Annotated in this window: 16 protein-coding genes, 5 tRNA genes and 5 pseudogenes; 7 read left to right on the forward strand and 19 right to left on the reverse strand. The window is 38.0% G+C overall.

All coding sequences use genetic code 11. The features are described from left to right. Positions 1–16: 16 nt before the first annotated feature. Both N824_RS21940 and N824_RS35895 read left to right on the forward strand, forming a co-directional pair. Positions 17–565: pseudogene (locus N824_RS21940) on the forward strand (EcsC family protein). Beyond that, positions 543–743 (forward strand): EcsC family protein, encoded by a 201-nt coding sequence (locus N824_RS35895; RefSeq protein WP_255327470.1) that lies wholly within the window; start codon positions 543–545, stop codon positions 741–743. Before N824_RS21940 ends, N824_RS35895 begins: the two are co-directional and overlap by 23 nt. Here N824_RS35895 and N824_RS21945 read toward each other — a convergent pair whose 3' ends face one another. Then, a complete protein-coding gene (locus N824_RS21945; RefSeq protein ID WP_048907288.1) occupies positions 744–1,145 on the reverse strand; it encodes an RNA-binding S4 domain-containing protein in 402 nt (133 codons plus the stop codon). Positions 1,146–1,274: 129 nt separating this feature from the next. On the opposite strand from N824_RS21945, the gene N824_RS21950 reads away from it, so the two are divergent. Continuing rightward, the gene (locus tag N824_RS21950) at positions 1,275–2,093 is read left to right on the forward strand and encodes a 2,3,4,5-tetrahydropyridine-2,6-dicarboxylate N-succinyltransferase (RefSeq protein WP_048907289.1); all 819 of its coding nucleotides are present in this window, start codon (positions 1,275–1,277) and stop codon (positions 2,091–2,093) included. 16 nt (positions 2,094–2,109) lie between these two features. On the opposite strand, the gene N824_RS21955 is transcribed toward N824_RS21950, so the two are convergent. Continuing rightward, a complete protein-coding gene (locus N824_RS21955; RefSeq protein WP_048907290.1) occupies positions 2,110–3,270 on the reverse strand; it encodes a glycosyltransferase family 1 protein in 1,161 nt (386 codons plus the stop codon). Positions 3,271–3,369: 99 nt separating this feature from the next. Between N824_RS21955 and N824_RS21960 the strand changes: the two genes are divergently transcribed. The 4 genes from N824_RS21960 to miaA are packed head-to-tail and all read left to right on the forward strand — an operon-like array spanning position 3,370 to position 6,997. Continuing rightward, positions 3,370–3,936 carry an L-threonylcarbamoyladenylate synthase gene (locus tag N824_RS21960; protein WP_048907291.1) on the forward strand — a complete coding sequence of 189 codons (567 nt, stop codon included), beginning with the start codon at positions 3,370–3,372 and terminating at the stop codon, positions 3,934–3,936. A gap of 26 nt (positions 3,937–3,962) precedes the next feature. Then, positions 3,963–5,369: a CCA tRNA nucleotidyltransferase gene (locus tag N824_RS21965; RefSeq protein ID WP_048907292.1), complete on the forward strand. Its 1,407-nt coding sequence runs from the start codon at positions 3,963–3,965 to the stop codon at positions 5,367–5,369. 57 nt (positions 5,370–5,426) lie between these two features. Next, on the forward strand, positions 5,427–6,080 hold the full coding sequence (locus N824_RS21970) for a hypothetical protein (RefSeq protein ID WP_048907293.1): 654 nt from the start codon (positions 5,427–5,429) through the stop codon (positions 6,078–6,080). Positions 6,081–6,088: 8 nt separating this feature from the next. Next, the gene (miaA, locus tag N824_RS21975; RefSeq protein ID WP_048907294.1) at positions 6,089–6,997 is read left to right on the forward strand and encodes a tRNA (adenosine(37)-N6)-dimethylallyltransferase MiaA; all 909 of its coding nucleotides are present in this window, start codon (positions 6,089–6,091) and stop codon (positions 6,995–6,997) included. Here miaA and N824_RS21980 read toward each other — a convergent pair. The 17 genes and pseudogenes from N824_RS21980 to N824_RS22050 all read right to left on the reverse strand — a co-directional run bounded on the left by N824_RS21980 (position 6,994) and on the right by N824_RS22050 (position 20,609). Then, positions 6,994–7,308 carry a DUF3467 domain-containing protein gene (locus N824_RS21980; protein ID WP_048907295.1) on the reverse strand — a complete coding sequence of 105 codons (315 nt, stop codon included), beginning with the start codon at positions 7,306–7,308 and terminating at the stop codon, positions 6,994–6,996. The genes miaA and N824_RS21980 overlap by 4 nt on opposite strands. An 85-nt stretch (positions 7,309–7,393) precedes the next feature. Next, a pseudogene (locus N824_RS38865) lies at positions 7,394–9,391 on the reverse strand (DNA-directed RNA polymerase subunit beta'); the annotation flags it as partial. Positions 9,392–9,476: 85 nt separating this feature from the next. Further along, positions 9,477–11,691, reverse strand: a pseudogene (gene rpoC / locus N824_RS38870) (DNA-directed RNA polymerase subunit beta'); the annotation flags it as partial. 89 nt (positions 11,692–11,780) lie between these two features. After that, on the reverse strand, positions 11,781–15,584 hold the full coding sequence (rpoB, locus tag N824_RS38875; RefSeq protein WP_048907296.1) for a DNA-directed RNA polymerase subunit beta: 3,804 nt from the start codon (positions 15,582–15,584) through the stop codon (positions 11,781–11,783). Positions 15,585–15,738: 154 nt separating this feature from the next. Continuing rightward, positions 15,739–15,836, reverse strand: a pseudogene (locus N824_RS38880) (ribosomal protein L7/L12); the annotation flags it as partial. Positions 15,837–15,930: 94 nt separating this feature from the next. Then, positions 15,931–16,119: pseudogene (locus tag N824_RS38885) on the reverse strand (50S ribosomal protein L7/L12); the annotation flags it as partial. 62 nt (positions 16,120–16,181) lie between these two features. After that, complete coding sequence (gene rplJ, locus N824_RS22000) at positions 16,182–16,703, reverse strand: 50S ribosomal protein L10 (protein ID WP_048907298.1); 522 nt, start codon at positions 16,701–16,703, stop codon at positions 16,182–16,184. A gap of 2 nt (positions 16,704–16,705) precedes the next feature. Beyond that, positions 16,706–17,404: a 50S ribosomal protein L1 gene (gene rplA, locus N824_RS22005; RefSeq protein WP_048907299.1), complete on the reverse strand. Its 699-nt coding sequence runs from the start codon at positions 17,402–17,404 to the stop codon at positions 16,706–16,708. Between the two features lie 23 nt (positions 17,405–17,427). Then, a complete protein-coding gene (gene rplK, locus N824_RS22010) occupies positions 17,428–17,871 on the reverse strand; it encodes a 50S ribosomal protein L11 (protein ID WP_008243137.1) in 444 nt (147 codons plus the stop codon). Positions 17,872–17,942: 71 nt separating this feature from the next. After that, positions 17,943–18,485 carry a transcription termination/antitermination protein NusG gene (gene nusG / locus N824_RS22015; RefSeq protein ID WP_048907300.1) on the reverse strand — a complete coding sequence of 181 codons (543 nt, stop codon included), beginning with the start codon at positions 18,483–18,485 and terminating at the stop codon, positions 17,943–17,945. 9 nt (positions 18,486–18,494) lie between these two features. Then, a complete protein-coding gene (gene secE, locus N824_RS22020; RefSeq protein WP_048907692.1) occupies positions 18,495–18,692 on the reverse strand; it encodes a preprotein translocase subunit SecE in 198 nt (65 codons plus the stop codon). 13 nt (positions 18,693–18,705) lie between these two features. After that, positions 18,706–18,776, reverse strand: a tRNA-Trp gene (locus tag N824_RS22025). A 117-nt stretch (positions 18,777–18,893) separates the two neighbouring features. After that, positions 18,894–20,081 carry an elongation factor Tu gene (gene tuf / locus N824_RS22030; RefSeq protein WP_048907301.1) on the reverse strand — a complete coding sequence of 396 codons (1,188 nt, stop codon included), beginning with the start codon at positions 20,079–20,081 and terminating at the stop codon, positions 18,894–18,896. Positions 20,082–20,205: 124 nt separating this feature from the next. Next, positions 20,206–20,277: transfer RNA gene (locus tag N824_RS22035), tRNA-Thr, on the reverse strand. 85 nt (positions 20,278–20,362) lie between these two features. Further along, a tRNA-Gly gene (locus N824_RS22040) sits at positions 20,363–20,435 on the reverse strand. A 10-nt stretch (positions 20,436–20,445) separates the two neighbouring features. Next, positions 20,446–20,528, reverse strand: a tRNA-Tyr gene (locus N824_RS22045). Between the two features lie 8 nt (positions 20,529–20,536). Then, positions 20,537–20,609: transfer RNA gene (locus tag N824_RS22050), tRNA-Thr, on the reverse strand. Positions 20,610–20,777: the final 168 nt, after the last annotated feature.

The raw sequence follows: 20,777 nt of genomic DNA on the forward strand, positions 1-20,777 counted from the left end.
CATAAAACCCTGCAGAATGGATAATTATAAGCAAAAAGTAGAGATTGAACTGGAGTTTTGGAAAAGGGATATTCTTAAAAAACCATCTGTTTTGAGCAAGGTTACAGATGGCATTCAGAAAAAGATAAACACTTATATTCCCGACAAGGTTCATAATGCAATTACTGCTGCCATTAAGGGAATGACAAAGGCCGTTCTTTTTGGTTCTACTTATACTACTTCTTCCATCCCTCCAATGGGAATGAGTTTGATTCATAGGGAAGCCCTGGTGCGCGAAAAAATAGACAGTTACTGTAAAACCGGAGCTGCTGAAGGTGGTATAACCGGGGCCGGAGGTTTTTTAATGAGTATGGCCGACTTTCCAATTCTTGTCGGCATAAAGATGAAAATGCTTTTTGAAATAGCTTCATTATATGGTTTCGATGTGAAAGATTTTCGGGAACGCTTATACATCCTTTACATTTTCCAATTGGCTTTTTCAAGTAAGGAAGGCGCTGCTAAGGTATTTCTGCATAWGCNARGAYYGGGATCAAAAATTAATTGTGCTACCAGAAAGTTCCGATAATTTCGACTGGAAAACGTTTCAACAGGAATATCGTGATTATATTGATATTGCTAAGCTGGCTCAGTTGCTACCCGTAGTAGGTGCCGCCGTTGGGGCCGTTGCCAATTATCAGCTGATTAAAAAATTAGGGAAAACGGCCACCCAGGCTTATCGGATGCGTTTGATAAAAAAGGAATAACTATTCTTCTGCTTTAAACATCCCCCCTATCAAATCATCGGTTTCGCGCCTATCCTTTTTAGTTGGTCGGCCAGATCCTCTGTCTCTTTTTAATGCAGGAGCATGGAACATGGATTTGAATGCATGCGTTTCTTCGACCGGGGTGATGTCTTTGTATTTAGTTACGGCAATTTTAGATTCTACCCTGTTATACAAAAGTTCCACTACCTCTATTAATTTTTTTTCTATCCCTTTTGATACCTGATAAACATCACCCGGTTTTACAATAGCAGAAGGCTTAAGATTTTGGCCATTAAATTTAACGCGGCCTGCTTTACAGGCCTCTGTGGCTAAACTTCTGGTTTTAAATAATCTTATTGCCCACAAGTATTTATCAATTCGTAATTTTTCCTTTTCAGTCATAAAAAATCAAAAATACATAAGAACCATCAGGAATTGATAAATACGAATAAAAAAAACAATAATTATATGGCAAAAAACAATGCGCTATACATAAAATTCATTTATTTTGTCAAAAAATAAACAAACAACATGATAGCAGAATTAAAAAAGTTAGTAGAAGCCGCTTGGGAAGACAGAACTTTATTAGAATATACGGAACATTGTGAAGCAATTGAAACCGTAGTTATGCAGTTAGATAAAGGTGAATTGCGCGTGGCTGAACCTATTCTAAATTCATGGGGTGTAAATGAATGGATCAAAAAAGCTGTTATTCTTTACTTCCCCATCAGACAGATGAAAGTAACTGAAACAGGACCTTTTGTGTTTCATGATAAAATGAAACTAAAAACCAATTATAAAGAACTTGGAGTACGAGTAGTACCTGGTGCTAGTGCACGTTATGGAGCTTATCTTGCTAAAGGTGTAATTATGATGCCTTCTTATGTAAACATTGGTGCTTATGTAGATGAAGGTACTATGGTTGATACATGGGCTACTGTTGGTTCATGTGCTCAGATTGGAAAACATGTTCACTTAAGTGGTGGTGTTGGTATTGGTGGCGTTCTTGAACCTATCCAGGCTGCACCGGTGATTATTGAAGACAACTGCTTTTTAGGATCAAGGGCTATAGTTGTTGAAGGTGTTCGTGTTGAAAAGGAAGCTGTATTGGGAGCTAACGTAGTGCTAACTGCATCTACAAAAATTATAGACGTTACCGGAAGCACTCCGGTTGAGTATAAAGGTATTGTACCGGCTCGCTCTGTAGTTATTCCGGGAACTTATGCTAAACAATTCCCGGCCGGTGAATATCACGTTCCATGTGCTCTAATTATTGGCAAACGTAAAGAATCAACTGATAAAAAGACTTCGCTTAATGATGCATTAAGGGAAAACAACGTTTCAGTATAAGAAGGTTAAATTTATATTAAGAGCCTGTATCATTGAAATTTTGATCAGGCTCTTTTATTATAGCCTGATAGGTTTTCATTACCTGTTCTGCGCAATTTTTATTGCTGAACTTTTCGGCATGTACAAATCCTTTTTTGATCATGTTCTGTACTTCCTCTCCTCCCTTTAATATCTTTAACATGCAATCTGCAATTTCAGCATAGCTATCAGGATTAACGTATAATGCTGCATCGCCACCTGCTTCCGGCAAACAACTAACTGAAGAGGTAATAACGGGCACACCTACGCTTAAAGCCTCTAGCACCGGGATACCAAAACCTTCAAAATAAGAAGGATAAACTAATGCCTCCGAGAGGCTGTATATTGCAGGCAGATCAGCAGAGCTAATATCAGAAAGGAAGGTTATTTTATTACTCAGTTTGTTTTTTTCAATAAAACTGTCAACCTCGTTTTTATATTTACCACTCCCTTTTCCAACCACAATTAAATTAATTTCCGTATCCTTTGCTAACATCTGAACCGCTTTACAGATATTGAGCAGGTTCTTTCTTTCTATAATAGAGCCGACGGAAAGGAAAAACTTTTCTGGCAGGCTAAATTTATCAGCTACTAATCGCTTATGCTTATCCGAAATTGATGGGTTAAAGCTGTTATCGCAACTTTGGTAACAAACATCTATTTTATTTGGATCTGTTTGATAAAAGTTAACGATATCTCTCTTGGTTTGCTCACTAATAGCAATTACCCGGTCCGAATGCTGGCAGGCATGTTTAAATTTTCTTCGATAGATTTTAACATCTAAAAGGTTATGCTGTTCAGGGAAGTGCTCATAAATCAGATCGTGTATGGTAACTACCGATTTAATACGCGTTTTATCAATACCTACCGGAATTTCGTGACTTAGTCCATGATAAAGCTCGATACCAAGATCCAGTAAATCCTTTATCATCCATTTGCTCCTCCATAACGATGAAAGTTTTTGGGAGAAAAATCCTTCAGGTAAAACCTGATGTATATTATTATTTTCTAAAGAATACGCTTTTGAGGGTTTAGGGTTGAACAAAAAATATTCATTATCAGGATAAAACTGAGACAGATCCTGGATCAATGTCCTGCTATAATTTCCTAACCCTGTATTGTTATGATAGGCTCTCTTTGCATCGAAGGCAATTTTCATATCACATTTAAAATTGAGGCGAAATATACAACAAATTAAAAACTGAGGTCAATAAAAAACGAAATTTGCCTACTTTTATGGGCTAAAAGAGACTCATATATGTTAAATGATCAGATTAAACGGGCACTGGCTGTACTAAAGGATGGTGGTGTAATCCTTTATCCTACCGATACAGTATGGGGTTTGGGCTGTGATGCTACCAATGAGCAGGCTGTAGAAAAAATAAATGCAATTAAAGGGCGTAGCAATGATAAGAGTTTTATCATCTTATTGGATACTGATGCTAAACTACAGAGCTATGTTACTGAAATACCTGATGTTGCATACGATTTGATTGAATATGCTGAAAGTCCGCTAACTATTATTTTTTCAGGTGCAAAAAACCTGGCGAAGAAAGTAATTAATGTTGATGGAAGCGTAGGGGTAAGAGTTGTGAAACATGATTTCTGTGAACAGTTAATACAACGCTTCCGTAAACCCATCACCTCCACCTCTGCCAATATATCTGGAGAACCTACTCCGAAGTTTTTCGATGAGATAAGTGATGAGATTAAGGAGGCGGTTGATTATATTGTTGACTGGGAGCAAGACCTAAACGTTGATAAAAAACCATCAACCATAATGAAATTAGCTCCCGGAGGACAGTTTTCCTTTATTAGAAGGTAAGTTTTACTACTTTTGCAAACTCAGTAATGGAAAAACACCTACAACATCCTGTTTTTAAAGTTCTTGCAGACATAGCTGCGAAGCACAACATTGAAGCTTATGTGATTGGCGGATATGTACGCGATATTTTCTTGCAAAGGCCATCAAAAGACATCGACGTAGTTGTACTTGGAAATGGAATCAATTTTGCCGAATTAGTAGGTGCACAACTGAAAACTAAAGTAGCTGTTTTCAAGAATTTCGGCACGGCAATGCTTAAATTTCAGGATCTGGAAATTGAATTTGTAGGTGCAAGGAAAGAATCTTACCGCGCAAATTCACGCAAGCCTATAGTAGAAAATGGTACAATTGAAGATGATCAGCTCAGACGTGATTTTACCATAAATGCACTGGCAATTTCTTTGAACAAAGGTAATTACGCAAGTCTGATTGATCCTTTTAACGGCACAGTAGATCTTAAGAATAAATTAATCAGAACTCCTCTGGATCCTGAACTTACTTTTTCTGATGATCCTTTGCGTATGATGCGTGCCGTCCGTTTTGCCAGTCAGCTGGGTTTTAGTATTGATGAGGCTGCAATAAACGCAATCAAAAAACAAAAAGAACGTATTAGTATCGTTTCAAAAGAACGTATTACGGATGAACTTAATAAAATCATTTTATCTCCTTTACCCTCAATAGGCTTTAAGTATTTATTTGATACCGGTTTATTACATCTGATATTTCCTCAAATGGCCAACTTATATGGAGTTGATCTCATTAACGGGAAAGGGCATAAAGATAATTTTTACCATACGTTACAGGTACTCGATAATATTTGTACCGTAACTGATGATCTTTGGTTGCGCTGGGCTGCAATTCTACATGATATTGCCAAACCGGCAACCAAACGCTTTGAAGAAGGTCATGGCTGGACTTTTCATGGTCATGAAGACAAGGGCGCACGTATGGTACCTCAAATCTTTGGTCAGCTTAAACTACCTCTTAATGAAAAGATGAAGTATGTTCAAAAGCTGGTCCAACTGCACCTTCGCCCTATTGTGCTGGCCCAGGAGGTAGTAACCGACTCGGCAGTTAGAAGGCTTTTATTTGATGCCGGAGAGGATATTGAGAGTTTGATGCTTCTCTGTAATGCTGATGTAACCACCAAAAATGAGTACAAGGTGAAAAAGTATAGAAACAACTTTGAACTGGTTAAGCAAAAGCTCAAAGATGTTGAAGAACGCGACAAGATCAGAAACTGGCAGCCACCAATTACAGGAAATGACATTATGAAGGCATTTGGTCTGGGAGCAGGAAAAGAAGTAGGAATCATCAAAAATGCCATTCGTGAGGCCATTTTGGAAGGAGAAATAACCAATTCCTACGAGGAAGCGCTACAGTTTATGCTTAAAAAAGCAAAGGAACTGGGGCTTTTACCAGTAACTCATTAATACAATTATATAAAGTATATTTTATTTTTTAATTTTATAGCTAGAAAATAAGCTCAAATGGCAATTTATAGATTTAGAATAAGTTTCGAAGATTTCGATGAAGTAGTAAGGGAAATAGATATTAAATCGACCCAAACATTTGAAGATTTGCATAAAGCAGTTCACCGCTCTACGGGGTATTCTGCTGAAAAATCTTCTTCCTTTTTTGTGAGTACAGATAATTGGATAAAAGGCGATGAAATAGCTTATTTACCTAATCAGCGTAAAACTGATCGCGGTGTAGCTTTAATGGAAAACTCCAAATTAAGCAGCTTTATTGAAGACCCGCATCAAAAATTCTATTACATATATAATTTTGACCGCCCTTTTGATTTTCATGTTGAACTGATAAAGATCATCCTGGAAACAGATCCTAACATCGAATACCCATACCTTGTTAAAAGTACCGGAGAGGCTCCTAAAATTATCGACAAGAATAATTTTGGGTCGGTTGCCGTATCTTCGAATCCGGTGTCTACAGATTTCGATTTCTTAAATGAAATGGATTTTGTACCTGAAGACACAGATGAAATCGAAGCAATGGGTGGCAGAGGAATTAACACTGAAGAGAAAGATGAGGATGCTGAAGAGGAATCGGAAGAAGGAGCAGATGAATTCTCTGATAATGACAACTACGAAGACGAAGAATACAATAGCAAAGAGGATTATTAGTGCCGGCTATGGCATCAGGTAAAACCTTAATTGTTATTGTAGGCCCAACGGCAATAGGTAAAACTGCTTTAGCTATCGAAATAGCTAAACAGTTTTGTACCGAAATAATTTCTKCAGACTCCAGACAATTTTTTAAAGAAATGGAAATTGGTACAGCTAAACCTTCTGCCGAAGAATTAGCTGCCGCGCCACATCATTTCATCAATTCACACAGTGTAAATACATTATTTAGTACCGGCGACTTTGAAATACAAGCGCTTAAATTAATGGATGAATTGTTTAAAAAGCATGATCTTTTGGTTATGGTTGGAGGTTCTGGTCTTTATATAGATGCTGTATGTAAAGGTTTGGACGATCTTCCAGCAACTGATATTAACATTCGTGAACAACTCAATCGACAACTTGCAACAGAGGGGATCGAAGCAATAAAAGATCAGTTAAGCAGGAATGATCCTGAATATTATGCTAAAGTGGATCAATCTAATCCCCAACGAATGATAAGGGGATTGGAATTTTTCCTTTCAACCGGAATGAAACTATCGTCTTTTCTTACCAACAGTAAAAAAACAAGACCTTTTAATATCATTAAAATTGGATTAAATACAGACCGTGCAATGCTTTACAATAGAATCAATTCAAGGGTTGATCTGATGATGGATGCAGGTTTACTGGATGAAGTAAGGGCTTTAATGGATTATAGAAGTTACAATGCTTTAAATACCGTAGGCTATTCTGAACTTTTTGCGTATCTGGACGGAGAAATTGATCTGGAACAGGCAGTAGATAAGATCAAACAAAATACACGGCGCTTTGCCAAAAGGCAATTAACATGGTTCAGAAGAGATGACCACACCACCTGGTTTGAACCAAACCACACTGATGAAGTCATCACTTACATTAAACAGGCATTGGCTTAAGCCTGAGCCGTTGGCCCACCAAAGTTCATGGGAAAACCCGGAGGCTCTTCCTGAGTCTTAATACGTCCGTTTATAGCCTCATATTTTTCTATATTGTCCTGCATTGCCGCCAATAATCTCTTTGCATGCTCTGGGGTAAGAATAATACGTGACTTTACCCTTGCTTTAGGAACACCCGGCATTACTCTTATAAAATCGAGCACAAACTCTGTATTTGAATGAGTAATAATAGCCAGATTAGAAAATATACCCTCTGCTATTTCTTCAGAAAGTTCTATGTTTAGTTGGTTCTCGTTATTTTGTTCTTCCATATAACAAACTTAGATATTTTTTATAGTATAAAAAAAGTCCCCCGACTTTTAAAGAAGGGGGACTTGTGGATAAAATGTATTAAAATTAAGCTTCTATTTCTTCTTGTTTAGAAGCTAATAATTTATCGTATTCTTCCTGAGAACCAACAATGATACGCTCATATCCACGTACACCAGTACCTGAAGGGATTAAATGTCCAACAATTACGTTTTCTTTCAGTCCAAGCATACTGTCACGTTTACCAGCAATAGCTGCTTCGTTCAATACTTTTGTTGTTTCCTGGAACGATGCTGCAGAGATAAATGATTTCGTACCTAATGATGCACGTGTTATACCTTGCAGAACTGAACTCGCAGTTGCAGGTCTTGCATCACGAACTTCAATTTGTTTCAAATCTTTACGTTTCAATTGAGAATTTTCGTCTCTTAGTTTACGTAAAGAAAGAATCTGACCAGGTTTAACTGTGTTTGAATCACCAGCTTCTACAACAACTTTTTTGTCATAGATCTCATCATTTTCGATCATAAAGTCCCAACGATCTACAGAGTTATTCTCTAAGAAACTGGTATCACCCGGATCTTCGATATGTACTTTCTGCATCATTTGGTGCACAATAACCTCAAAGTGTTTATCATTGATTTTCACACCTTGTAAACGGTAGACCTCTTGAATACCATTAACAAGATATTCTTGTACAGCTGCAGGGCCTTTAATTGCAAGGATGTCAGCAGGCGAGATAGAACCATCAGATAATGGCATACCAGCTTTCACAAAATCGTTATCCTGAACAAGGATGTGTTTAGACAATGGAACAAGGTATTTTTTAATCTCTCCGTCTTTAGATTCGATGGTCATCTCACGATTACCACGTTTCACACCACCTAAAGTTACCACACCATCAATTTCTGTTACTACAGCAGGGTTAGATGGGTTACGTGCTTCGAATAACTCAGTTACACGTGGTAAACCACCCGTAATATCCCTTGTTTTTCCAGTTGCACGAGGTATCTTAACTAGGATCTGACCTGTTTTAACAGCATCACCTTCGTCAATTGCAATGTGAGCACCTACCGGGATGTTATATCCTCTGATTAGTTCACCTTTTTTATCAACAACTCTTACAGAAGGGTTTTTAGTTTTATCACGTGTATCTATAATTACTTTTTCACGGTGACCAGTTTGCTCATCTGACTCTTCACGGAAGGTTACACCTTCAATAATTGCATCAAATTCAATCTTACCGGCAAATTCCGAGATAATTACAGCGTTATATGGATCCCACGAACAAATCCTGTCACCTTTAGTTATTTTAGCTCCATCCTCTACGTACAAGAATGCACCGTAAGGAATATTGCTGGTCATGATAATTTTATTTGTTTCCGGCTCAACAATTTTGAACTCTCCTGAACGGCCTAAAACAATTTGTTTTACTCCATCTTCAGTATCATTCTCAACGGTACGAACGTTTTCAAATTCGATAACACCATCAAACTTCGCCATAATCTGAGATTCAGCAGCAATGTTCGACGCAGTACCACCCACGTGGAATGTACGTAGTGTTAACTGAGTACCAGGTTCACCGATTGACTGTGCAGCAATTACACCCACAGCTTCACCTTTTTGAACACGTTTACCAGTTGCTAAGTTACGTCCATAACAAAGGGCACAAACACCTCTTTGATTTTCGCAGGTTAATACGGAACGTATTTCAATACCTTCCAGCGGAGACTCTTCGATTGTTTTAGCAACCTCTTCGTCTATGTCCTGTCCAGCTCCTACTAATAATGCTCCATCCAATGGATTGAATACATCATGTAGAGAGATACGTCCTAAAATTCTGTCATATAATGGCTCAACGATATCTTCATTGTCTTTCAATGCAGTAGTATACATACCTCTCAATGTACCGCAATCCTCAGAATTAACGATCATATCCTGTGCCACATCATGTAAACGACGTGTCAAGTAACCAGCATCGGCAGTTTTTAACGCCGTATCCGCCAAACCTTTACGAGCACCGTGAGTAGAGATAAAGTATTCTAGTACCGACAATCCTTCTTTAAAGTTAGATAAGATCGGRWKWKCNRTMRTSTMRSSANMAGANWSYAGATYTYKGWGGNNTYGCCNNATCAWWMMAMRMAWAMMGYACAAYWGRMKAWYCTNNGTWCTWTCGAACCACGGGCACCAGAATCCAACATCATATATACAGAGTTAAATCCTTGGTTATCGTTCGATAACTGATTCATCACGAATGATGTTAAACGGTTATTGATACGAGTCCAGATATCGATAATTTGGTTGTAACGCTCGTTGTTGGTAATGAATCCCATGTTATAGTTATTCCTTACCTCTTCAACTTCTGCAGAAGCTTGTTCCAATAAAGTATGTTTCTCAACAGGAATGTTTACGTCTTGTAAATTAAACGATAAACCTCCTCTGAACGCCATTTGGAAACCTAATTCTTTAATATCATCAAGGAATCTTGATGCACGAGCCATACCAGTGATTTTAACAACTTCACCAATAATGTCTCTTAAAGATTTTTTAGTTAACAGCTCATTGATATAACCAACTTCTTCCGGAACCATTTGATTAAAKWGYANCAMGNTYCMNYWGWTGWTNTYWRWSAATTNNKWTTMMMWATRGNRTYCANSMKCTATTTTAACATTTACTTTAACTTTAATAAATGCGTGAAGATCAATTCTTTTCTCATTGTAAGCAATGATTACCTCTTCAGGAGAATAGAATATAGAATCTTGTCCTTTAACGACACGTCCTTCGTCGGTTCTACGGCCTTTAGTAATATAATAAAGACCCAAAACCATATCCTGTGAAGGCACAGTAATAGGAGTACCGTTTGCAGGGTTTAGAATGTTGTGTGCAGCAAGCATTAATACCTGTGCTTCTAATATTGCAGCGTGCCCTAATGGTAAGTGTACTGCCATCTGGTCACCGTCAAAATCCGCGTTAAATGCGGTACATACTAACGGGTGTAATTGAATTGCTTTACCTTCAACCAATTTAGGTTGGAAAGATTGTATACCCAATCTGTGCAACGTAGGTGCACGATTCAGTAATACAGGGTGTCCTTTTAAAACATTTTCAAGAATATCCCAAACTAATGGATCTTTTCTATCTACAATTTTCTTAGCAGATTTTACTGTTTTAACGATACCTCTTTCTATCATCTTACGGATGATAAACGGTTTAAATAGCTCAGCAGCCATATCTTTAGGCAAACCGCATTCATGTAATTTAAGGTTAGGGCCTACAACAATTACCGAACGAGCAGAATAATCCACACGTTTACCTAATAAGTTCTGACGGAAACGACCTTGTTTACCTTTCAGAATATCTGAAAGAGATTTCAAAGCACGGTTACCTTCAGTTTTTACTGCGTTTACTTTACGTGAGTTATCAAATAACGAGTCAACCGCTTCCTGTAACATACGTTTTTCGTTACGTAAAATTACTTCCGGAGCTTTGATCTCGATCAAACGCTTCAAACGATTGTTACGGATAATCACACGGCGATAAAGATCATTTAAATCTGAAGTCGCAAAACGACCACCTTCAAGAGGTACTAACGGACGCAATTCTGGTGGAATAACCGGAACGATCTTAATGATCATCCACTCTGGATTATTCTCAATACGTGATCTTGAACCACGGAATGCTTCAACAACCTGTAAACGTTTTAATGCTTCGTTTTTACGTTGTTGAGAAGTTTCATTAGCAGCCTGGTGACGTAAGTTATATGATAATGTATCTAAATCAATACGTTTTAATAAATCTTCTAATGCTTCAGCACCCATTTTGGCTACGAATTTATTAGGATCTTTATCATCCAGATATTGGTTCTCTTTAGGTAATTTATCAAGAATATCTAAATATTCTTCCTCAGTAAGGAAATCCATATACTGAATACCTTCCTCAGCCATTAAACCTGGTTGAATTACTACATAACGCTCGTAGTAAATGATCAGATCTAATCTTTTAGTAGGCAAACCTAATAAGTAACCGATTTTATTTGGCAATGAACGGAAATACCAGATATGCGCAACAGGAACTACCAGGTTGATATGTCCCATACGCTCTCTACGTACTTTCTTTTCAGTTACCTCAACACCACAACGGTCACAAACAATACCTTTATAACGGATACGCTTGTATTTACCGCAATGACATTCGTAATCTTTTACAGGACCAAAAATACGCTCGCAAAACAAACCATCACGTTCAGGTTTGTAAGTACGATAATTGATGGTCTCAGGTTTCAACACCTCACCACTTGAGCGCTCTAAAATAGCCTCAGGCGATGCCAAACTAATGGTGATCGATGTGAAATTGCTTTTTAATTTATTATCCTTTTTGTAAGACATAGCTCTTTTGTTTGAAAGTTGAAAAATTTAAAAAGTTGAAGTGTTTTTCTGACAAGCATCTGAACACTCCAACAAAATAACTTTCAACATTAGTCTAACGTAATATCTAAACCTAATCCTCGTAACTCATGTACCAATACGTTGAACGATTCTGGTACACCCGGTGTAGGAAGGTTTTCGCCTTTTACAATCGCTTCGTAAGTTTTAGCTCTACCGATAACATCATCCGATTTAACAGTTAATATCTCTTGTAGAATGTTGGCAGCACCAAATGCTTCCAATGCCCAAACCTCCATCTCACCAAAACGCTGACCACCAAATTGAGCTTTACCACCCAATGGTTGTTGTGTAATTAATGAGTATGGTCCGATAGAACGAGCGTGCATCTTATCATCAACCATGTGTCCTAATTTCAACATGTAGATAATACCTACAGTTGTTGGCTGATCAAATTTCTCGCCTGTTAAACCGTTATTTAAGTAGGTTCTTCCAGAAGCAGGTAATCCAGCCTTAGCGATCCAGTCCTCAACCTCATTGTGCTTAGCACCATCAAAAATCGGAGTTGCAAATTTAACACCCAATTCTTTACCGGCCCATGCCAATACAGTTTCATAGATCTGACCAAGGTTCATACGTGAAGGTACACCCAGTGGATTCAACACGATATCGACAGGAGTTCCATCTTCTAAGAATGGCATATCTTCATCACGTACAATACGAGCTACAATACCCTTATTACCGTGACGACCAGCCATCTTATCACCCACTTTTAACTTACGTTTTTTAGCTACATAAACCTTAGCCATCTGAACAATACCTGAAGGCAGCTCATCACCCACACTAATCGCAAATTTATCACGTTTGTAAGCACCAAGTTCTTCATTTACACGAATACCATAGTTGTGCAATAACAATTTGATCTGCTCATTCTTGTCATCATCAGTAGTCCATTTGTATGGATTAATGTGCGCATATTCTAAATCAGCTAAACTCTTTTGAGTAAACTTAGCTCCTTTAGGGAATAATAATTCCTTATAAACGTTGTATACACCTTGAGATGTCTTACCGTTTACAATCTGGAATAATTTATCTACAAGCTCATTTTTAAGATTTGTTGTAGCAAGTTCATATCTCTTGTCTAATTTCTCTATTGCTGATTTTTCCTCAGCTTTAGTAGTTTTCTTAGCTCTAGAGAATAACTTAGTGTCAATTACAACACCTTTAATAGATGGAGGAGTTTTTAATGATGCATCTTTAACATCACCAGCTTTATCTCCAAATATCGCACGTAGTAATTTCTCTTCTGGTGAAGGATCAGATTCTCCTTTAGGAGTGATCTTACCGATAAGAATGTCGCCCTCCTTAACTTCAGCACCGATACGGATAATACCGTTCTCATCTAAATCTTTAGTAGCTTCTTCAGAAACGTTAGGGATATCTGGTGTTAATTCCTCTTCTCCACGTTTCGTATCACGTACTTCCAATTCAAACTCTTCAATGTGTAAAGAAGTAAAGATATCTTCACGAACAATACGCTCGTTAATTACGATCGCATCCTCAAAGTTATATCCTTGCCAAGGCATGAAAGCAACTTTTAAGTTTCTTCCTAATGCCAACTCACCATTTTCAGTAGCATAACCTTCACAAAGTACTTGTCCTTTAACAACTTTCTGACCTTTCTTAACAATTGGTTTCAAATTGATACAAGTATTCTGGTTCGTTTTCTTGAATTTGATTAATTTATAAGTTTTGCTATCACCTTCAAACGATACTAAACGATCTCCATCGTTTCTTACATATTTAATAGTGATCTCATTTGCATCAACATATTCAACAACACCATCGCCTTCAGCATTGATCAAAGTTCTTGAATCGCGGGCTACGCGACCTTCCAAACCTGTACCAACGATTGGAGCTTCAGGACGTAACAAAGGTACGGCCTGACGTTGCATGTTCGATCCCATCAAAGCCCTGTTCGCATCATCATGCTCAAGGAAAGGAATCAATGAAGCAGCGATTGAAGTAATCTGATTTGGTGCCACGTCCATTAAGTCTAACTTCTCAGGCTCAATAATTGGGAAGTCACCCTCATAACGCGCTTTTACACGAGGAGTAGTGAAATTACCTTTATCATCATACTCGGCATTTGCCTGTGCAATTGTTTTACCATCCTCATCCTCAGCAGAAAGGTAAATAACCGGTTCATCAACAGACACAACACCATTATCTACTTTTTTATAAGGGGTTTCAATAAAACCTAAGTTGTTTATTTTCGCATGCACACAAAGAGACGAGATCAAACCGATGTTTGGTCCCTCTGGAGTTTCAATTGTACATAAACGACCGTAGTGAGTATAGTGAACGTCACGCACCTCGAAACCAGCACGCTCACGTGAAAGACCACCTGGGCCTAAGGCTGACAAACGACGCTTGTGCGTAATCTCTGCCAAAGGATTTGTCTGGTCCATGAACTGAGACAACTGGTTAGTACCAAAGAAAGAGTTAATAACCGACGATAACGTACGGGCATTAATTAAGTCTGTTGGAGTAAACACCTCGTTATCACGAATATTCATACGCTCACGGATAGTACGCGCCATACGTGCTAAACCAACACCAAATTGAGCGTATAATTGCTCACCTACTGTACGAACACGACGATTCGACAAGTGATCAATATCATCCACTTCTTCTTTAGAGTTGATCAACTTGATCAGGTATTTAACAATAGCAATAATATCAGCTTTTGTCAAAACCTTTACGTGATCAGGAGTATCCATTTTCAACTTACGGTTGATACGGTACCTACCTACATCACCTAGATCATAACGTTTATCCGAGAAGAACAAACGCTCGATAATACCTCTTGCAGTTTCCTCATCAGGTGGTTCTGNWTKACGCAAAGCACGATAGATGTTTTCAACAGCCTCTTTTTCAGAGTTAGAAGTATCCTTTTGTAATGTATTATATATAATGGTATAATCAGCCTGGCTTGCACCATCATCTTTAGATAAGATAATAGTTTTAACACCAGCATCAATGATCATATCAATATGGTCATCTTCTAAAACAGTATCCCTGTCTAAGATCACTTCATTACGATCTATAGAAACTACCTCACCAGTATCTTCATCAACAAAATCTTCAACCCATTTTCTTAATACTCTTGCAGCAAGCTTACGACCGATATATTTCTTCAATCCCGATTTGCTAACCTTAACCTCATCAGCTAAGTCAAACAATTCAAGGATATCTTTATCAGAATCGTAACCAATGGCACGCAATAAGGTGGTAACCGGGAACTTTTTCTTACGATCGATGTATGCATACATGACGTTATTTACGTCGGTAGCAAACTCAATCCAAGATCCTTTGAAAGGAATTACACGGGCAGAATAAAGCTTAGTTCCGTTAGTGTGACGGCTTTGACCGAAGAACACACCCGGAGACCTGTGTAACTGAGAAACAATTACACGCTCTGCGCCGTTAATCACAAAAGTACCTTTAGGAGTCATATAAGGTATGGTTCCTAAATATACATCTTGAATGATCGTTTCAAAATCTTCGTGTTCAGCATCATTACAAGAAAGCTTAAGCTTTGCCTTTAATGGAACACTATAAGTTAACCCACGGTCAATACACTCAGGTATATCATAACGTGGTGGGTCAATAAAATAATCAAGGAACTCAAGAACAAAGATGTTTCTTGAATCGGTGATTGGGAAGTTTTCAGCAAACACCTTAAATAAACCCTCAGTGTGACGGTTATCTGAAGTTGTCTCGATCTGAAAAAATTCTCTGAATGATTGCAACTGCACATCTAGAAAATCTGGGTAATCTATGATATGCTTACTACGTGCAAAATTTACTCTTTGGTCGACTTTATTTGCCAATGGACTAAAGTTAATTTACTTTAAGAATAAACTATTTGTTTGGTTAGCCGTTAAACAATTCCACCAACCAAACAAGATGAAATGTTTATAAACAGGTATAGACTCCGACTATACAGTCGGAGTCTATGGTTAAAGTTATATTAAAATTAAGTGATTACTTAATTTCAACTACAGCTCCAGCTTCTTCTAATTGTTTTTTCAAAGCTTCTGCTTCGTCTTTAGCAACACCAGCTTTTAATTCTTTAGGTGCRCNCWTCNNAWCTWAGNCNTWAGNNWMKYTMAARMCTWARYYRRTKRWGYMYYTWAMSAATTWAANNCWRSTGYTNRYTWMWGACNMASCAGMWKCTTTCAAGATTACATCGAAAGTTGATTTTTCTTCAGCCGCAGGAGCAGCATCACCAGCAGGGCCTGCAACAGCAACTGCAGCAGCAGCTGGTTCAATACCATACTCGTCTTTTAAGATTTGAGCTAATTCGTTAACTTCTTTAACTGTTAAGTTTACCAATTGCTCAGCAAACGCTTTTAAATCTGCCATTTTTATAGATTTTAAAAATTTACGTAAAAATAATTTGTTTAATATGAACTTTTAAGGTGTCCTTAACCTTCTCTTTCTTGAAGAGTTTTAACAATTCCTGCAATTTTGTTACCGCCAGACTGTAAAGCCGAAATAACGTTTTTAGCTGGTGACTGTAATAATCCAATGATATCTCCAATAAGCTCTTCTCTTGATTTCAAGCTTACTAAAGTATCTAATTGGTTGTCCCCAATAAATACCGTTGAATCGATATATGCAGCTTTAAGCTGAGGTTTATCAGATCCTTTTCTCAGGGCTTTGATCAGCTTAGCTGGACCATTACCTACTGTTGAGAATAATAATGCTGATTGGCCTTTAAGCGCAACAAAGATCTCTGATGCATCGCCTTCTAATCCTTCAATCGCTTTTCTGATTAAAGTATTTTTAGCAACCTGCATTTCAATCCCACTTTCGAAACATTTGCGACGGATACTGTTTACTTTCTCAACAGATAAGCTTGATGTATCGGCAATATAAAAATTACCGAATTCCTGCATCTTCACTTGAAGAGCCGAAACGACTTCGTGTTTTTCTTCTCTGTTCATAATTAGATCCCCGCTACTGATTTAGTTTCGATTGCAATTCCAGGACTCATAGTTGAAGAAACATGTATGCTCTTAAAATAAGTTCCTTTTGCAGCAGATGGTTTTAGCTTAGAAATTACTTGAAGAACTTCTAAAGCATTTTCATATATTTTATCTGCTGGGAATGATACTTTTCCTACTGAAGCGTGTATAATACCACTTTTGTCAACTTTAAAATCAATCTTACCGCCTTTTACGTCAGTTACTGCTTTACCAACTTCGTTAGTTACAGTACCTGATTTCGGGTTTGGCATAAGGTTACGTGGACCTAAAACGCGGCCCAGTTTACCTACTTTTGCCATACAAGCAGGAGTAGTGATAATAATGTCAACATCAGTCCATCCACCTTCAATCTTGGCTACATATTCGTCTAAACCTACAAAATCTGCGCCAGCCGCTTTAGCCTCTTCTTCCTTATCAGGAGTACAAAGAACTAAAACACGAACAGTTTTACCTGTACCGTGTGGTAAAGTTGCAATACCACGTACCATTTGATTGGCTTTACGTGGATCTACACCTAAACTAACATCGATATCAACCGATGCATCAAATTTAGTAGTAGTTATTTCTTTAACCAAAGCAGCCGCATCCTTTAAAGAATACGTTTTACCAGATTCTAGTTTAGCATGTGCCTTTTTTTGATTTTTTGTTAATTTAGCCACTGTTGTAAACTGTTATTTGTTAATTAATTTGTCCAAGGTGCATCACCGCTAACGGTGATTCCCATACTGCGTGCTGTACCGGCAACCATACTCATTGCCGATTCGATAGTGAAAGCATTTAAATCAGTCATTTTATCTTCAGCAATTGACTTAACCTGATCCCAAGTCACCGAACCAACTTTCTTACGGTTGGGCTCAGCAGAACCACTCTGTAATTTAGTAGCATCCTTTAACTGGATAGCAACCGGAGGGGTTTTGATGATGAATTCGAAAGACTTGTCAGCATAAACAGTAATTACAACAGGTAATACTTTACCAGGCTTATCTTGGGTACGAGCATTGAATTGTTTGCAAAACTCCATTATGTTCACCCCCTTAGCACCTAAAGCAGGTCCTACTGGTGGCGATGGATTTGCAGCTCCACCCTTGATCTGTAATTTAACAAGTGCACTGACTTCTTTTGCCATTTTCTGTTTTTGTTAATTTGTAATACTCAATGTTAAAATGTTGGAAGCATGTAACAATTAAGATCTTTATTCTATTCCTTTTCTACTTGCATATAATTAAGTTCTAACGGAGTTTTTCTTCCGAAGATCTTAACCATAACCTTTAATTTCTTTTTCTCTTCGTTAACCTCTTCGATAACGCCGGTAAAACCGTTAAACGGTCCGTCCATTACTTTAACGTTCTCTCCAACATAATAAGCAACATTCATGATTTCGCTTTGTTGGCTCATCTCATCAACTTTACCTAAAATACGGTTAACTTCCGCCTGGCGCATAGGAACAGGATTTCCACCCTTATCTCCTAAGAAACCAATAACGCTATTAACATTCTTAATAATATGCTCTAACTCACCATCTAAAATAGCTTCAATCAAAACATAGCCAGGATAAAAATTGCGCTCTTTTGCAATCTTTTTCCCGTCTTTCATTTGGTAATATTTTTCCATCGGTATTAAAACCTGAGGAACCAAATGTGAAAACCCTAAACGGCTAATTTCAGAATCAATATACTGTTTTACTTTCTTCTCTTTTCCACTAACGGCCCTAACTACATACCATTTCAACTGATCGTTCATTTAGCTATATTAATTAGAAAGTGATTTATAAAAAGTATCCAAAACGAATGTAGAACCCTTATCCATTGCAAAAACAACACATGCAATAATAAGCGAAGCTACCAAAACCAACACTGCAGAATTTTGCAATTCTCCCCATGTAGGCCAGGTAACCTTCTGGGTCATTTCTTCATATGATTCTTTAACAAATTGAACTACTTTAGCCATAATTAATTTTTTGCACGGGAACAAGGATTCGAACCCTGATCAAAGGTTTTGGAGACCTCTATTCTACCGTTGAACTATTCCCGTGTATAATTTCCGCTCTTCCAAGCGAATCGTTTTGCTATTAGAACAAAGTACTCAGGCTATTAAAGCCCAAGTACTTTGCTTTATAAATTTGTCCGATATCTTTTGGATACCTAAGAACTATTTTACAATTTCAGTTACCTGACCAGCACCTACCGTTCTACCACCTTCACGGATAGCGAAACGTAGACCTTTTTCCATTGCGATTGCGTTGATCAATTTAACATTGATAGTAACGTTATCACCCGGCATAACCATTTCAGTTCCTTCAGCTAGTGTAATCTCACCAGTAACGTCTGTAGTACGGAAATAGAATTGTGGACGGTATTTGTTAAAGAATGGAGTGTGACGTCCGCCTTCTGCTTTTGATAATACATAGATCTCAGCTTTGAAATCTGTGTGAGGAGTTACTGAACCTGGTTTACAGATAACCATACCACGACGGATATCAGTTTTCTCAATACCACGTAACAATAAACCTACGTTATCACCTGCTTCACCATAATCAAGGATCTTACGGAACATCTCAACACCTGTTACAGTTGATTTAAGATTTTCTGCACCCATACCCAAGATCTCAACTGGATCTCCAGAGTTGATTACACCACGCTCAATACGACCAGTTGCAACAGTACCACGACCAGTGATCGAGAATACGTCCTCAACAGGCATTAAGAATGGAAGATCAGTTAAACGTGGAGGAATTGGAATGTAGCTATCAACAGCATCCATTAATTCCATGATTTTAGCTACCCATTTCGGATCTCCGTTCAAACCACCAAGAGCTGAACCTTGAATAACAGGAATATCATCACCAGGGAATTCATAGAATGATAACAATTCACGAACTTCCATCTCTACTAATTCTAATAACTCAGGATCGTCAACCATATCCACTTTATTCATGAATACTACCAACGAAGGAACACCTACCTGACGAGCCAATAGAATGTGCTCACGAGTTTGTGGCATTGGACCATCTGTAGCAGCTACAACAATGATAGCTCCATCCATTTGTGCAGCACCAGTAACCATGTTTTTCACATAATCCGCGTGACCTGGACAGTCAACGTGTGCGTAGTGACGGTTAGCAGTTGAATACTCAACGTGTGCTGTATTAATGGTGATACCTCTTTCTTTTTCCTCAGGAGCTGAGTCAATTGAATCAAATGAACGCGCCTCAGATAAACCAGCATCAGATAGCACTTTAGTGATAGCTGCTGTTAAGGTTGTTTTACCGTGGTCAACGTGACCGATTGTGCCGATGTTTAAGTGCGGCTTGCTGCGGTCAAACTTTTCTTTTGCCATGTTTTTATACTTATTAGTAGGTTATAACTTTTTATTTATTTATTGTTTTGATACAATTCAATACAAAAAACCTTGTTCACCCTGCGTTTAAACAGATTCAACAAAGCCTATTTTTATTTTTTTGAGCCAAAGATGGGACTTGAACCCACGACCTCTTCCTTACCAAGGAAGTGCTCTACCGCTGAGCTACTTCGGCTTTTAATCTCTAGCAGCTTATTACTTAATTCTTTTTAGAATCAATTTTCACAATCCCTGCCGACTGCCCACCTTTTTCCATTTAGAGCGGAAGACGAGGTTCGAACTCGCGACCTATAGCTTGGAAGGCTATCGCTCTACCAACTGAGCTACTTCCGCTTCTTTATTGTGGGGGGAGAAGGATTCGAACCTTCGAAGTCTTGCGACAACAGAGTTACAGTCTGTCCCATTTGGCCACTCTGGTATCCCCCCAAAAAAAGAGCCTCCTATCGGGATCGAACCAATGACCTACTGATTACAAGTCAGTTGCTCTACCAGCTGAGCTAAGGAGGCTTATATCATATGCTGCTTATAAATGAAGCAACAAATTTTATAATATTAATCTTTCATAGAACATTCCATTTTAGTTGTTGAGGTAACGCCCTCTCTGAAATGGAATGCAAATCTACAAGAATTTATGATAGACGCAAAATTTATTTCAAAAAAAAATTGGCGAAACTA

Origin of the sequence: Pedobacter sp. V48 (genome assembly GCF_000523515.1) — a bacterium.
Taxonomy (GTDB): Bacteria; Bacteroidota; Bacteroidia; order Sphingobacteriales; family Sphingobacteriaceae; genus Pedobacter.